Source organism: Clostridioides mangenotii TR (assembly GCF_000498755.1).
Taxonomy (GTDB): Bacteria; Bacillota; Clostridia; order Peptostreptococcales; family Peptostreptococcaceae; genus Metaclostridioides; species Metaclostridioides mangenotii_A.
Map to the genome: position 1 here is coordinate 1 of NZ_AXUS01000028.1, position 14,300 is coordinate 14,300.

The window sequence follows — 14,300 nt, forward strand, 5'->3', positions numbered from 1 at the left end:
AATATATAAATAGAAATAGTAATGATTACTATTTCTGAAATTAAAAATACTAAGGAGGATATTAATATGAATTTAAAAGGAACTAAAACAGAACAAAACTTACTTAATGGATTTGCTGGGGAGTCTCAAGCTAGAGTAAAATACTCATTCTATGCTTCTCAAGCTAGAAAAGAAGGATACAACCAAATAGCTGATATATTTGATGAAACTTCACACAATGAGAAAGAGCATGCTAAATTATGGTTTAAAGCTCTACGTGATGGAATGCCAGATACAGCTCAAAACTTAAAAGACGCTGCTGAAGGTGAAAACTACGAGTGGACTGATATGTACGTTAAATTTGCTGCTGATGCAAAAGAAGAAGGATTTGCTAAATTAGCATACTTATTCGAAGCAGTAGGAACTATAGAAAAAGAGCATGAGGAAAGATACCTTAAACTTTTACAAAGCTTAAATGATGGCACAGTATTCAAAAAAGGAAATACTGTAGTTTGGAAATGTCAAAACTGTGGACATATACACGTAGGAACAGAAGCTCCTGGAGTATGCCCTGTATGTGAACATCCACAAGCATTCTTTGAAGTTAAGTCTGAAAACTATTAATAATAATTTTTAGACTGTGAAATTTTCTAAACAAAGGGATATGATCTTAGAAGCTGTACGCGAAAATGATATACATCCGACAGCTGATTATATCTATGAAAAGCTAAAAAAGGATAATCCAAACTTAAGTTTAGGTACAGTCTATCGAAATTTATCTCAACTTTCAGTAAACGGACTTATAAATAAAGTAAGTTTTCCTGGGGAGCCAGATAGATTTGATGCTATTCTAAGCGAACACTATCATTTTAAATGTAACATATGTGGGAAAGTACTAGATATTGAATCAGATAATTTATTAAATTTAAATGATTGCATAGCTAGAGAAAAGGGTATAAAAATAACATCAAGCAATATAAGCTTTAGAGGCATTTGCTCTGATTGTGAAGATAAAGAAATTTAAACCAGGGAAAACCAAAAAATATAAAATAGAAAGAATACTGGAGGGATTAATAATGAACCAAACACCTAAATTTTATTTTTGTGAGGCTTGTGGAAATATTGTAGAGATGATAGAAGATTCAGGAATAGAGCTAGTATGTTGTGGGGACTACATGCAAGAACTAGTTCCTAATACTACTGACGCAGCTAATGAAAAACACGTTCCTGTAATCGAAGTAAATGGAAATACTGTTAAAGTAACTGTAGGAAGTACAATACATCCAATGGGTGATGATCACCATATAGCTTGGATAGTACTTTACACAGAAAAAGGATGTCAACGTAAATACTTAGATCATAACGGAGAGCCAGTAGCTACTTTTGAGTTGACTGATGGAGATAAGGCTGTAAGTGCCTACGAATACTGTAATATACATGGATTATGGAAAGCTGATGTTTAGGATTTAATTTACTAGTAAAAATTAATCAAATTATATAAAGTAAAAAAGGTTGTCTCGATATCGAGACAACCTTTTTTACTTTATATAATCTTAATTATATTTAGAACTATAGACCAAAAAAAGGTAGTTTATAATTTAAACTTCTCTTCTAGTTATTTTAAATCCAAGTCTTTTTTCAATCTCATCTAACATATTACTGTTTTTAGGTGAAATAAAAGTACAAGTATATCCCTTTTCACCAGATCTACCAGTTCTACCCATACGGTGGATATAATCTTCATAGTGCTCTGGTATATCGTAATTGTATATTGAGTCAACTCCACTAATATCTAGACCTCTAGATGCAACATCGGTAGCTATTAAATACTGTATCTTTAAATCCCTAAAAGATTTCATAGTTCTTTCTCTTTTTGCCTGGCTTATATCGCTGTGGATTTTATCGCAATTAAAACCTCTTTGCTTAAGTTCTCCATCCAATTTATCGACTCTTCTTTTAGTTCTACAAAATATTATTGACAGAAACGGACTATCTTCTTTCAAAGTTGTTACTAGAGCATCGAGTTTTCTTCTGTCTGTAGTTTCGACAATATCTTGTTTTATATTAGGTAGAACTTCGGTTGATGTGTCTATTGATATTATTTCAGGATCTAGCATATATCTATACATTAGTTTTTTAACTTGTGAATCTATAGTAGCCGAAAAGCATAAGTTTTGCTTTTTCTTAGGAGTCTCTTTCATTATAGCTTCTATCTCATTTTTAAAACCAATGAACAACATTTGATCTGCTTCATCTAATACAAACATTTTTAGTTTGCTAAGATCAATAGTTTTTCTATTTATATGGTCTAAAAGACGTCCTGGAGTGGCTATAACAAGCTGAACACTTCCTTTAAGCTTATTGATCTGAGCTGAAATATCTTTTCCGCCGTATGCAGCAAGTATATTAACATCTTTACCTTTGCTTAATTTTTTTGCTTCTTCAGTTATTTGCAGTGCAAGTTCTCTTGTAGGTGTAAGGATAAGTGCTTGTACATCTTTGCTGTCTGTTGATATTTTTTCAAATATAGGTAATAAGAATGCCAAAGTCTTACCAGTTCCAGTCTTCGCTTGAGCTATAATATCTCTTCCGTACATAATAGGTAATATACTTTTCTCTTGTACTGGAGTAGGAGATTCTATTCCGTTTTGGTTTAAAACATCTATCAAATTATTGCTAATTTTTAAATCTTTAAAGTTCATTAAATTACCCCGCAATTTTATTTATAATTTATAGCTATATAATGATATCATACATGTTGACCTATATCAATATTATTGCTTTTATATGGGAAAATGATGCTCGATATATTAAATATTTCAAAAAACAATTTTAAAAAGTAAAAATAGTGTTAAATAGAGGTTAAATAATCAAAGAATAATTTAAAAAATTAGTGAAAACATCCAAATAATATAAATAAATATACATTTATGAGCTTAAATAAAACAAAAACTTTATTAAAAAAGAAGTTTAATTTTTAAGCAAAAAGGTAGTGCATTTTCGTTAATTAAATTATATAATAGAATAAATAAATGAAAGATTTAAAAAATAACTTGCAAAATTTCGTAAAATGAACAAATTAAAAATAAATATTCAAAAGGAAGCCGATAAAAAAGAAAAATTAAAAAATTAGGGGGTTTTAACATGAGCTTAATAGGAAAAGAAAATGGGAGAAAAATTAAAATAGTTGATACTACATTGAGAGATGGAGAGCAAACTGCAGGAGTAGTATTTGCAAACAGAGAGAAGATAATGATAGCAGAAATGCTTAGTGATTTAGGTATAGATCAGTTAGAAGTTGGAATACCTACTATGGGTGGAGATGAGCTTAAAGCAATAAAAGATATATGCAATAGAAATTTGAAATCTAGCATAATGGCTTGGAATAGAGCGGTTATATCCGATATAGAAAAATCTATAGAATGTGGTGTTGATTCAGTTGCAATATCAATATCTGTATCTGACATACATATAGAAAATAAACTTAGAACTTCAAGGGGCTGGGTTTTAGAAAACATGGCTAAGAGTGTTGAGTTTGCTAAGAAAAATGGACTTTATGTTTCAGTAAATGGAGAAGATGCGTCTAGAGCTGATTTAGATTTTTTAACTGAGTTTATAGAAGTTGGTAAACAAGCTGGTGCAGATAGATTTAGATATTGTGATACTGTAGGAATAATGAATCCTCAGGAAGTTGCAAGAAGTATTAAAACACTTTACGATAGAACTAACTTTGATATAGAAATGCACACACATAATGATTTTGGAATGGCTACTGCAAATGCACTTGCTGGAGTAGATGCAGGAGCAAATTATGTTGGAGTAACAGTTAACGGCTTAGGCGAGAGAGCAGGAAATGCAGCTTTAGAAGAAGTTATAATGGGTCTTAAATATCTATATGGATACAGTGCTGATAATATAGATACTACTAAGTTCAAAGGTATATGTGAGTATGTTTCGCAAGCTTCAAACAGACAACTTCCAATATGGAAGCCGGTTGTAGGGGAAAACATGTTTATTCACGAATCAGGAATACATGCTGACGGTGCTCTTAAAGATCCACAAAACTATGAAGCCTTCGATCCAAAAGAAGTTGCATTAGAGAGAAAGATAGTGATTGGAAAGCACTCTGGAAGAGCTTCTATAGTTAATAAATTAAATGAATACGATATACATGTATCTCCAGAACTTGCAGGAAAAATATTAGAAGCAGTTAGAGCTACATCAATAAGATTGAAGAGAAGTCTAATGGACAAAGAAATAATACATCTATACTGCGATGTAATTGCTAAAGAAGAGACAATCAGTACAGAAGTTGTGGGAGGTTAAGAATGGGAACGAATTTAGTTTATAAAATACTTAAGAAACATTTAGTTGAAGGTGAACTTGTAGCAGGAAACTCTATAGGTATTAAAATAGATCAGACACTTACACAGGACTCGACAGGTACTATGGCTTACTTACAATTAGAAGCTATGGAAATAGACAGAGTTAAGACAAAGAGAAGTGTTGCGTTTGTAGATCACAATATGTTGCAACAAGGATTTGAAAATGCGGATGACCACAAGTATATACAAACTGTAGCAGAAAAATACGGAGTGTTATTTTCAAAGCCTGGAAATGGAATCTGCCACCAAGTATTTCTTGAGAGATTCTCAACTCCAGGGGATACACTTTTAGGATCGGACAGCCACACGCCTACAGCTGGCGGTGTGGGGATGCTAGCAATGGGAGCTGGGGGATTAGATGTTGCGATAGCTATGGCTGGTGGAACATACTATATAAAAGCACCTAAAGTCTGTAAGGTCAATCTAATTGGGAAGTTAAATCCTATGGTTTCATCTAAAGATATCATACTTGAAGTTCTTAGAAGAGAGACTGTAAAAGGTGGAGTTGGAAAAGTTTATGAATACGGCGGAGAAGGTATTAAGTACCTTTCAGTGCCTCAAAGAGCTACAGTTACAAATATGGGAGCTGAACTTGGAGCAACTACATCGATATTCCCAAGCGATGATAAGACAAGAGACTTTTTCGCAAGTCAAAATAGGGTTGATGAATGGTTGGATTTAAAGGCTGATGAAGATGCTACTTACGATCAAGAGATTACTATAAATCTATCTGAATTAAAGCCTCTTGCAGCGAAACCACACAGCCCTGACAATGTTGATGAGATATCAAATATAGGTGAAATAAAAGTGGATCAAGTTGCAATAGGAAGTTGTACAAATTCATCATACGAAGATTTGATGAAGGTGGCACAAGTCTTAAAGGGAAGAAAAGTTCACAAAGATGTGAGTTTAGTTATAGCTCCAGGTTCGAGACAAGTTATGGAAATGATTGCTAGAAATGGAGCACTAGGCGATATTATAAGTGCTGGAGGAAGAATTTTAGAAAACTCTTGTGGACCGTGTATAGGAATGGGTCAATCTCCAGGGACAGATGCTGTATCTCTTAGAACATTTAACCGTAACTTCTATGGAAGAAGTGGAACTCTTAGTGCTGATGTTTACTTAGTCAGCCCAGAAACAGCGGCTGTTAGTGCTGTAGAAGGAGTATTAACTGATCCATCAAAATACGATATTAAATTTAAAAATTTAACTGTAGATGCCTTTTTAATAGACGATAGTATGATAATTGATCCATCAGAAGATGGAAATAAGGTTGAAGTTGTAAGAGGACCTAATATCAAGCCTTTCCCTGTTAGCAAAGAACTTGAAAAAAGTATAGCTGGAAGTGTAATACTCAAAGTTGAAGATAATATAACTACAGATCATATAATGCCTTCAAATGCCAAATTACTTCCTTTTAGAAGTAATATTCCATACCTAGCAAACTTCTGCTTTAATACTGTGGATGAGTCTTTCCCGGATAGAGCTAAAGAGAACAATGGAGGATTTATAATTGGCGGCGATAACTACGGTCAAGGATCTAGTAGAGAGCATGCTGCGCTTGCACCTCTTTATTTAGGGGTCAAAGGTGTACTTGTTAAGAGTTTTGCTAGAATTCATAAAGCAAATCTTATAAACAGTGGTATTGTCCCGATGGAATTTATTGATGAGGCTGATTACAATAAAATAAACCTATTAGACAAATTAGAATTTCCTAATATTTTAGATAAATTAGAAACTGGAAGTATAGAGATAAGCAATGTAACTACTGGTGAAAAAATACTTGTTAGAGTAGAACTTTCAGAAAAAGAGATAGATGTACTAAAAGCTGGTGGAAAATTAAACTACAATAAAAACGAAACAGCAGCAGCTAAATAGATTGCTTTTACAACAAGACAATTATTAGAAATACAGTCATTAAAATATTATTTGGAGGTACTGACATGTACAAAGTTACTTTAATTCCTGGAGATGGAATAGGGCCAGAAGTTTCAGAAGCTATGGTAAAAGTAGTAAAAGCTGCTGGAGTAGATATAGAGTGGGAAAGAGTTGAAGCAGGAGAAGCAGTTATGGAAGAATACAGTACACCGCTTCCTGATTATGTTATAGACAGCATTAAAAAGAATAAAATAGCTATTAAAGGACCAATAACTACACCTATAGGTAAGGGCTTTAGAAGTGTAAATGTTACGCTAAGACAAGCTTTAGATTTATATGTGAATTTAAGACCGATTAAGAGTTTTAAAGGTATTAAATCGAGATATGAAGATGTAGACTTAGTTGTTGTAAGAGAAAATACAGAAGATCTTTATGCGGGAATAGAGCATAAAATAGGTGACTACGGAGCTGAAAGTATAAAGCTGATTACTAGACCTGCATGTGAGAGAATTGTTGACTTTGCTTGTAACTATGTCAAAGAAAACAACAGGAAAAAACTTACGGCTATACACAAAGCTAACATAATGAAATTATCAGATGGATTGTTTCTAGAAGTATCTAGAGAAGTTTCTGAAAAGCACGGTGTAGATTTTGATGATTTAATAGTAGATGCAGCAGCTATGAACTTGGTTTTAAATCCTGAAAAGTACGATGTTATGGTAATGCCAAATCTTTATGGAGATATTCTTTCTGATTTAGGTGCAGGGCTTGTTGGAGGGCTTGGAATAATTCCAAGTGCAAATATAGGTAAAGATGTAGCTATATTTGAAGCAGTTCATGGAAGTGCTCCTCAAATAGCTGGTCAAAATAAAGCTAATCCAACTGCAATAATACAATCAGCTGTAATGATGCTTAGACATTTAGGAGAGCAGGAGAAGGCTACAAAAATTGAGAGTGCATTAGAGCAAGTATTTTTAAAAGGTGAAAATTTAACTGTGGATTTAGGTGGAAGTGCTTCTACTACTTCGTTCACAGACGAAGTATGTAAGTATTTATAAGTGTTTTGATTTATCATCCATAAAAGCCATTAAAAGGTTTTGTGACGAGTAGATTAAATTGCTTATAGGTTATTAGGAGCGTCTCTTAGTTGATATGTTATCAACTAGAAGGCGCTCTATTTTGCTTTATATAATATAATGATAATAGGAGGTCACTTTATGGACGATAGAGTGAAAACGGGATTTCATCCGCATATGGATGGAAGAAAAATTTATTTTTAAAAGAGTACTTTTAATTATAGGTGAAAAGAACTAAAATTAAAATATACAATATAGTGAAAAAGGTGGTAGATATTATGTTGGATATGCTTAAAAGAAGAAGAAGTATTAGAAAATACAAAAATACAATTATTGAAAAGGAAAAAATAGAAGAGTTACTAAAAGCTGGCATCTTAGCTCCTACATCTAAAAATTCAAAATCGTGGGAATTTATCGCTATTGATGATAAAGAAATACTTAAAGGGATTTCAGGAAGTAGGGAAAATGGAGCTGCCAGATTTTTGGCCAATTCACCTTTAGGTATAGTTATATTAGGCAACGAAGAAAAAAGCGATGTTTGGGTAGAAGATGCTTGTATTGCTGGTGCATTTATACAGCTTCAAGCAGAGTCGATGGGCTTGGGTTCATGCTGGATTCAAGTCAGAAATAGAATGTATTCTGAAAGTGAGACTACAGAATTGTTTATAAAAAATCTTATGGATATACCTGAGAAATACAGGGTAGAGTGTATTATATCTGTAGGATACCCCGATGAAGTAAAAAAAAGATATGAAGATTCGGATCTAAAATCTGAAAAATTTCACTTTAATAAGTTATAGAAATGTAATTTATGACAATCCTTATAAGAGATGTTGCTAAAAATTCAATCAACTTGTAAGAATATAAAAGAATTTAACTATATATTTATATAGCTATTTAGAAGGTTTTAAAGCTCCTCAATAGAAGTTATTGTCTATGATTGATACATAACGTGGGTAACGAAATGAGGAGGTTAAAATGGCTATTTTTAAAACTAAAGAAAAGAAGGATTGGAAACAAGATTATATTAAAGACTTTAATCAGATGAAGGAATTATATGAAGTGAAATTAAAAACTAAACAAGAGGAAATAGATTCGTTAAGGTCAGAAATCGAGAAATTTAAAGATCATAGAAACTATCTGAAGCCTAAAGAAAAGCAGATAAAAGATTCGGATATAGATGTAATTAAAGATCTAAGACAAAATGGAATGAGCTATAGAGAAATTTCACATGTAACCAATTGGAGTAAGGCGACAGTGAGTAGAGTCTTAAATGGGATGTACGATGAATAAAATAGTGTTTATGAGTAAGGATATCAAAAGTTATCTAATAACTAATGGTATCCCTGCTTTTTTTATAAATACCTTTTATTCTTGATAATTAAAGCTTTATACAATATAATTTTAAATTAACTGGTAAAATATATTTTAATGTGAATATGTGTATAAATAAATATATAAAACTCTTTTAATATACAACTATAGGAGGGCTCTATGGAGTTAATAATTAAGAACTATTGCTTATTTTGTAATCAAGGATCCTCTGAGTACAATGAAGATGTAGTCGGGATAACGCCGTCTGGAGCTTGGGTTTTAGATGGTGCGACGGGATTAAATAGAAGGAATTTAGTTTCTGAGAATAGCGATGCAAGATGGTATGTACAATGGTGGAATGAATTTTTATACAAAAATATATCCAATAGTACTACTCTAAAGCTTATTATAGAAAAGGGCATTGAAGAAATAAATATTGAATATAAAAAAAGGCTTAATGGAGTTACAGTAGACAAACTAGATTTACCATCAAGTTCAATTGCAATAGTTAAATTTCACGAAGATAAAATAGAGTATCTAATGTTAGGTGACTGTTCTCTATTTATGAGGAATGGTGAAAATAGGATAATAAAAGATAATACAGTATGTGAATTTGATAATCTGGTATTTGATAAAATGATAGATATAGTTAAAACTAGCAATAAGCCTTTAAAGAAGTTAGGGATAGAGTTCAGGATATAATAATTTCTAACAGGCTTAAAAAAAATACAGAGGGTGGATATTGGATACTTGATTTTGATAAAGGAGCTATTCCAAATTCACTACATGGTTACTTAAATATAAAAGAAAACTCATCTTTTATGTTGGCAAGTGATGGATTTACATGTGCTTGTGAAAGGTATGGTATTTTTCGAGAAGAAGAAATTTTAGAGGTCGCAGAAAAATACGGTATAGAACACATATATAACCTAATCAGAAAATTTGAAGAAGAGGATTCAAATGCTATGAAAATACCAAGGTTTAAGATTAAAGACGACTCATCTTGTGTTTACTTTAATTTAGATAGAGAATAAAGGTAAACATGGAGATTTTTGAATAAGAATGGAGGTATTATTATGAACATTCTCCATATAATAACACAAAAACCAAATAGTACGGGTAGCGGCGTATACTTGTCTGGAATAGTAAACGAATTTGAAAAAATGGGACATAAACAAGCTGTTATAGCTGGGATTGATAATGATGATAATAGGAATTGCTTTGATGGAAATATTGATTTCTATCCCGTTATTTTTAACAGATATCCTCTTAATTTCTCGGTAGTAGGCATGAGCGATTCAATGCCGTATAAAAGCACTAGATATAGGGACTTAGATAGGCTGCAAGTGGAGACTGTAAAGAGTGAATTTAAGAAAAATATTGATATAGCGGTAGAAAGATTAAAACCAGACATTGTGATTTGCCATCATTTGTATTTGCTTACTTCATTTGTGAGGAGTTTAATTAAAGACATAAAAGTAGTGTCAATATGTCATGGAACTTGTCTTAGACAGTTTAAAACAATAGATCTTGAGAGAGAAATGATTTTAGAAGGAATAAGTGGATTAGATTTAATTTTCGCACTTCACGATGAGCAGAAAAATGATATAATTAATACCTTTTCTGTAGATAAAAATAAAGTGGTTGTCATTGGTAGTGGATATAATGATAAGATATTTTACAACAAAAAGTACTTTACATCTAATGAAAAGATAAATATAAGTTACGCGGGTAAAATTTGTGAGTCAAAGGGATTAAAGTCTCTAATAAATTCCTTGGATTTGTTAAATTACCCTGAGGACTTTATAGAGTTAAACTTTGCTGGTAACGGAAGCGATGTAAAGACATACAATGAAATATTTGATATGGCAATAAAATCTAAGTACAAAGTAAATTTTGTCGGTAAATTGAATCAAAATGATTTAGCTGAGTTATTTAATAGATCGCAGTTGTTTATACTTCCGTCATTTTATGAGGGATTGCCGATAGTAGCTCTTGAAGCATTAGCATGCGGAGATGATGTGATCTTGACGAAAATATCTGGTGTTAAAGAATGGTTGGGAGATACTATTAATAATACTAAAAAAATTGACTACGTAGAGCTTCCAGCTATGATAGGTCAAGGAGTTCCAAAAGAAGATGAGGTTTTAGATTTTGAAAAGAGGCTAGCTAAATCTATATCGAGTAGAATAGATTTGATATCACATCGTGATAAAAAGGACGAGTTATCTATGAGGGATAAAACATGGGATGCTTTGGCTGTTAGAATAGAAAAAATATCGGAAGGCTTAATAACAAAATATAATTAACTATTACATTATACCTGCAATAATAAATATAAATATTGTGGGTATTTTTTGTATAAAGCTACTGAATGATTGTAAATATAATTAAAGAATTAGGCAAAATAGATGAAATTAGAATATGTAGAATCGATAAACATAAGATTGATATATAATTAATATAAACTCTTGCAATAATAAAAATGTAATAGTATAATTAAAAAAGATATTACTAAAGCTTGGAGGTAATTATAATGAGTAAAAAAATAGGACTTGTAGGTAACTTTGCAAGTGAATGGATTAGATATAGTGATTATGAATATAGAGAAAATGAAACTGGAGAATTATATATAGTGCCTACAGAAGAAGCTACATTTGAACTTTTTAATCCTTTTGATGTTGCCGATGTCATAGTAGTCGATATATTACAAATAGGAGAATACGCTATATCAGGGGAAAAAACAGAAGAAAAAGAAAATAATTTAAAGCAAATGATACTTGAATTTTGTAAAAAATACGGACTTTTAGGATTAGTTTATTCTAGTGTTTACAATAGAAATATAGTAGATGAAGATAAAGTATTAATGGTAGAAAAAAATTATATAACTAAGGAAAGCCTATTAGATGCTACTGAATATATAAATAAATTTATACCGTTTATTGAAGATGAAGATCTATACTTTAGGAAATTTAAGCGAGGAATAGACGTTAAGAAAAGGGAAGATTCTCCGAAGTTTTTTGGAAAGAGACCACTTATTTTAGATGTTGTATTCTCAAAATTTTATGCAGAGAGATACGACTGGATACTGAGCTTTGCAAAGGACATTGCAAGGCACTTCAGACAAATACTAGTATTTAGAAAATCGTCAAACCACTTAACTGATGCAGTGACAATTATATCTGGAGGATTTAATCCGCAGAAGATAGGATTTACAATTTCTTATCTTGATAAGGCAAATATTGCTTGGGAGTTTGATTCTTTAAAAAATACTATAGAAACTATATACGCATTTGCAATAACAGGAGATACTTCACATTTAAACAAATGTAAGTACTGCGGTAAAATATATATTCCTACAAACGCCAAGTCATTGTACTGTTCTCCATCCTGTAGAAATTGTGCTAATGTAAATAATAGTCGTAAAAGAAAAAATTTACAGGCAAATAAATCTGACAAGTAGAAATCTCGGAAGTGAATAAACTTATTAAAAAAATACGACTAAATAAGTAATAAGTCTAAGTAAAAGTTTCGAAAAGGGGATCTACGTGCAATTAGTTAATTGCGTGTAGATCCCTTTTATTATTATTTTACAGAATTTATTTAAATTATAATTAAAGATATTGACAAAAATTAAAAAAAGTATTAAAATAAAAGGTATGACAAAAATCAGAAAATGATTATATTAATACAATTATATCATATCACAGATCGAAATAAATGTCAAGCTGTAGCTGTAATTAAAAAAGATTAGAAAGAGGTGGAAATATGTCTTCCTTAAGTGTAGTTGACATTATGAATAATGGTTTAAATGTAGCGCTGCAAAATGATCTGTTTCAGTCAAATAATGAGTCTTATGAGTATGGTCTATTGTTATCGAGAGAAGATGTAGAGGTTATAGTAGAATGGCGAGATACTTCATTAAAACATATGGGAAGAATAGATTTTGGTATTGATATTACAAATCAGATAGTAGAATTTATTTACAAATCACAATATACAAATCATGAAGACTACCTAGAAGCAGTTGTTGATATTCAAGATTTGTTTTACTATTTTAAAAATGAGACATTAGATATGATAAGCGATGATGATGTTATAGATTTACTAAGCGATATGTATGAAAAATTTTGTGGAACAATCAAAAATATACAGTCGGAAGTTGAAGAGTATTCAAAGAACTTTAAATTCAGTTTAGAAGGATAGAGGTGTTTATATGGAACTTCAGAAAATATATGGAACATGGACTGATAAAACAACATACGGAAAAAGTAAATTTACTATAGACGTTTTAAACAAATCATTTCAAATGGATCTGATAAGCAAAGATGATCTGTATCGAGTGCAATCAGAGGTAGCAAATATATTAAAAAAATTGATTTTAAAATACACAAATGGTCAAAGCAGTTCAATTAAAGTTGAAACAGCTGAAGAAATTATGAATTCTATTTGGTATGCAGTAGATTCATACAATATAAAGTTTGAAACTATAGAAGATATAGCAAATACGATTTCTAATAAAAGATTTATTGAAATTTATGAAGAAGGACTTGAAAAACTTAGAGTAGATTTCGAATATTGTAAGAAGCTGTATACAGATATTGTAAAAGATGATTTTTTATTGAAATTTGAGAATATAGCATACAAAGATACCGTATACGAAGGATTTACTCCATTTTTAGAAAAGTACGATATAGAATTTTCAGCTAATAATTCAATGGCGTCAATAGATTACCCCTTGGGTATAGAAGATGATATGACTGTTGAAGGTATAGTTTATGCGAAAAATTACTTAGAGTGTATGTATGCGGAAAATAAGTTTTGTAGTCTTCTTTCACAAAATGAACTTCAAGATCTTTTAAATGAATACGGTAGAAACTATAAAATAGATTACAGGGTTATTCTCATAAATATTTTTGAAATAACAACTGGAAACATGGTTTTTAGCACTTTTTTAGGCAAAGAGATAGGAAATTTAAAAATATCTCAGTACGAGTTAAATTATTTAGAATCGTTTTTTCGTAGTTTAAATGAAAAAGAACAAGCCGAAGAGATAATAAATAGCAAAGTTGACAGTGCATTTCAAATTATAATTGAGAAACTAAACATAGAAGACAAAAATTTAATTAACTATTTGTTTAAATTTCAGAAGAAATTTTCAGAAGAAATTCTGACAGCAGCAAAAAATGGATTAATAAAAAATATGTTAGTTGTAGAAGAAGTTTTAGAAATAAAGCATGATAACCTTGTTATAAGCGAGGATGATAGAATGAGTGATAGTGCTTTTAGAGAATTGTGCAATAAAATACTACAGTGCAATAGCAAAGTAGATAAAATAAATTTAATCAATACAAATGTAAATTCACTCAAAGACTTTGTAGATATACTGGAATCAAACTGTCTATTTGAAGATGAAATTGAATTTTTATTTATCCAATTAGGGGATGTTGAGTTATCTATTTTAGGGACCATAATCTTTTGTGATGCACTTAGAAATGGTGAGGTAGATCTGTTAAAAGAGTTGATGGATGATATTAAATATACAGATGAAGAGTGGAAAGATATATATATAAAACAATTGAGATTTTTAGATATAGATAGAATAAATCAAATTGAAGAATATATAAATCAAAAAATAACTACGGAGAACTAATTAGCTGTCTATAGT

Annotated in this window: 15 protein-coding genes; 14 read left to right on the forward strand and 1 reads right to left on the reverse strand. The window is 31.0% G+C overall.

Features of this window, described 5'->3' with window-relative positions:
• Positions 1–66: 66 nt before the first annotated feature.
• Genes rbr through T473_RS0112945 form a run of 3 tightly spaced genes read left to right on the forward strand, consistent with a single transcriptional unit; the run spans position 67 to position 1,442 of the window.
• Complete coding sequence (gene rbr, locus T473_RS0112935; protein WP_024622279.1) at positions 67–603, forward strand: rubrerythrin; 537 nt, start codon at positions 67–69, stop codon at positions 601–603.
• Between the two features lie 16 nt (positions 604–619).
• A complete protein-coding gene (locus tag T473_RS0112940; protein WP_024622280.1) occupies positions 620–1,003 on the forward strand; it encodes a Fur family transcriptional regulator in 384 nt (127 codons plus the stop codon).
• Positions 1,004–1,055: 52 nt separating this feature from the next.
• On the forward strand, positions 1,056–1,442 hold the full coding sequence (locus T473_RS0112945) for a desulfoferrodoxin family protein (RefSeq protein WP_024622281.1): 387 nt from the start codon (positions 1,056–1,058) through the stop codon (positions 1,440–1,442).
• Positions 1,443–1,577: 135 nt separating this feature from the next.
• Here T473_RS0112945 and T473_RS0112950 read toward each other — a convergent pair whose 3' ends face one another.
• Entirely contained in the window at positions 1,578–2,681 is a 1,104-nt protein-coding gene (locus T473_RS0112950) for a DEAD/DEAH box helicase (RefSeq protein WP_024622282.1), read from the reverse strand.
• Positions 2,682–3,123: 442 nt separating this feature from the next.
• Here T473_RS0112950 and nifV point away from each other — a divergent pair, with 442 nt between their 5' ends.
• The 11 genes from nifV (at position 3,124) to T473_RS0113005 (ending at position 14,285) form a co-directional block, all read left to right on the forward strand.
• Positions 3,124–4,305 (forward strand): homocitrate synthase, encoded by a 1,182-nt coding sequence (gene nifV / locus T473_RS0112955; RefSeq protein ID WP_024622283.1) that lies wholly within the window; start codon positions 3,124–3,126, stop codon positions 4,303–4,305.
• Positions 4,306–4,307: 2 nt separating this feature from the next.
• Complete coding sequence (locus T473_RS0112960) at positions 4,308–6,242, forward strand: aconitate hydratase (RefSeq protein WP_024622284.1); 1,935 nt, start codon at positions 4,308–4,310, stop codon at positions 6,240–6,242.
• Between the two features lie 65 nt (positions 6,243–6,307).
• On the forward strand, positions 6,308–7,300 hold the full coding sequence (locus T473_RS0112965; protein ID WP_024622285.1) for an isocitrate/isopropylmalate dehydrogenase family protein: 993 nt from the start codon (positions 6,308–6,310) through the stop codon (positions 7,298–7,300).
• 296 nt (positions 7,301–7,596) lie between these two features.
• Entirely contained in the window at positions 7,597–8,118 is a 522-nt protein-coding gene (locus T473_RS0112970) for a nitroreductase family protein (protein ID WP_024622286.1), read from the forward strand.
• A gap of 178 nt (positions 8,119–8,296) precedes the next feature.
• A complete protein-coding gene (locus T473_RS0112975; protein ID WP_024622287.1) occupies positions 8,297–8,611 on the forward strand; it encodes a helix-turn-helix domain-containing protein in 315 nt (104 codons plus the stop codon).
• Positions 8,612–8,812: 201 nt separating this feature from the next.
• On the forward strand, positions 8,813–9,334 hold the full coding sequence (locus T473_RS19275; RefSeq protein WP_024622288.1) for a hypothetical protein: 522 nt from the start codon (positions 8,813–8,815) through the stop codon (positions 9,332–9,334).
• Between the two features lie 119 nt (positions 9,335–9,453).
• Positions 9,454–9,666: a hypothetical protein gene (locus T473_RS19280; protein ID WP_024622289.1), complete on the forward strand. Its 213-nt coding sequence runs from the start codon at positions 9,454–9,456 to the stop codon at positions 9,664–9,666.
• Between the two features lie 42 nt (positions 9,667–9,708).
• The gene (locus tag T473_RS0112990) at positions 9,709–10,941 is read left to right on the forward strand and encodes a glycosyltransferase family 4 protein (protein ID WP_024622290.1); all 1,233 of its coding nucleotides are present in this window, start codon (positions 9,709–9,711) and stop codon (positions 10,939–10,941) included.
• Positions 10,942–11,168: 227 nt separating this feature from the next.
• Positions 11,169–12,095 carry a hypothetical protein gene (locus T473_RS0112995; protein ID WP_024622291.1) on the forward strand — a complete coding sequence of 309 codons (927 nt, stop codon included), beginning with the start codon at positions 11,169–11,171 and terminating at the stop codon, positions 12,093–12,095.
• A gap of 305 nt (positions 12,096–12,400) precedes the next feature.
• The gene (locus tag T473_RS0113000; protein WP_024622292.1) at positions 12,401–12,838 is read left to right on the forward strand and encodes a DUF6323 family protein; all 438 of its coding nucleotides are present in this window, start codon (positions 12,401–12,403) and stop codon (positions 12,836–12,838) included.
• Positions 12,839–12,848: 10 nt separating this feature from the next.
• Complete coding sequence (locus T473_RS0113005) at positions 12,849–14,285, forward strand: DUF6179 domain-containing protein (protein ID WP_024622293.1); 1,437 nt, start codon at positions 12,849–12,851, stop codon at positions 14,283–14,285.
• Positions 14,286–14,300: the final 15 nt, after the last annotated feature.

Excerpts from the sequence above, each read along its gene's own strand:
- rbr (WP_024622279.1), top strand. The coding sequence starts at position 67 with ATGAATTTAAAAGGAACTAAAACAGAACAAAACTTACTTAATGGATTT.
- T473_RS0112945 (WP_024622281.1), top strand. The coding sequence starts at position 1,056 with ATGAACCAAACACCTAAATTTTATTTTTGTGAGGCTTGTGGAAATATT.
- T473_RS0112950 (WP_024622282.1), bottom strand. The coding sequence starts at position 2,681 with ATGAACTTTAAAGATTTAAAAATTAGCAATAATTTGATAGATGTTTTA.
- nifV (WP_024622283.1), top strand. The coding sequence starts at position 3,124 with ATGAGCTTAATAGGAAAAGAAAATGGGAGAAAAATTAAAATAGTTGAT.
- T473_RS0112960 (WP_024622284.1), top strand. The coding sequence starts at position 4,308 with ATGGGAACGAATTTAGTTTATAAAATACTTAAGAAACATTTAGTTGAA.
- T473_RS0112965 (WP_024622285.1), top strand. The coding sequence starts at position 6,308 with ATGTACAAAGTTACTTTAATTCCTGGAGATGGAATAGGGCCAGAAGTT.
- T473_RS0112970 (WP_024622286.1), top strand. The coding sequence starts at position 7,597 with ATGTTGGATATGCTTAAAAGAAGAAGAAGTATTAGAAAATACAAAAAT.
- T473_RS0112975 (WP_024622287.1), top strand. The coding sequence starts at position 8,297 with ATGGCTATTTTTAAAACTAAAGAAAAGAAGGATTGGAAACAAGATTAT.
- T473_RS19275 (WP_024622288.1), top strand. The coding sequence starts at position 8,813 with ATGGAGTTAATAATTAAGAACTATTGCTTATTTTGTAATCAAGGATCC.
- T473_RS19280 (WP_024622289.1), top strand. The coding sequence starts at position 9,454 with ATGTTGGCAAGTGATGGATTTACATGTGCTTGTGAAAGGTATGGTATT.
- T473_RS0112990 (WP_024622290.1), top strand. The coding sequence starts at position 9,709 with ATGAACATTCTCCATATAATAACACAAAAACCAAATAGTACGGGTAGC.
- T473_RS0112995 (WP_024622291.1), top strand. The coding sequence starts at position 11,169 with ATGAGTAAAAAAATAGGACTTGTAGGTAACTTTGCAAGTGAATGGATT.
- T473_RS0113000 (WP_024622292.1), top strand. The coding sequence starts at position 12,401 with ATGTCTTCCTTAAGTGTAGTTGACATTATGAATAATGGTTTAAATGTA.
- T473_RS0113005 (WP_024622293.1), top strand. The coding sequence starts at position 12,849 with ATGGAACTTCAGAAAATATATGGAACATGGACTGATAAAACAACATAC.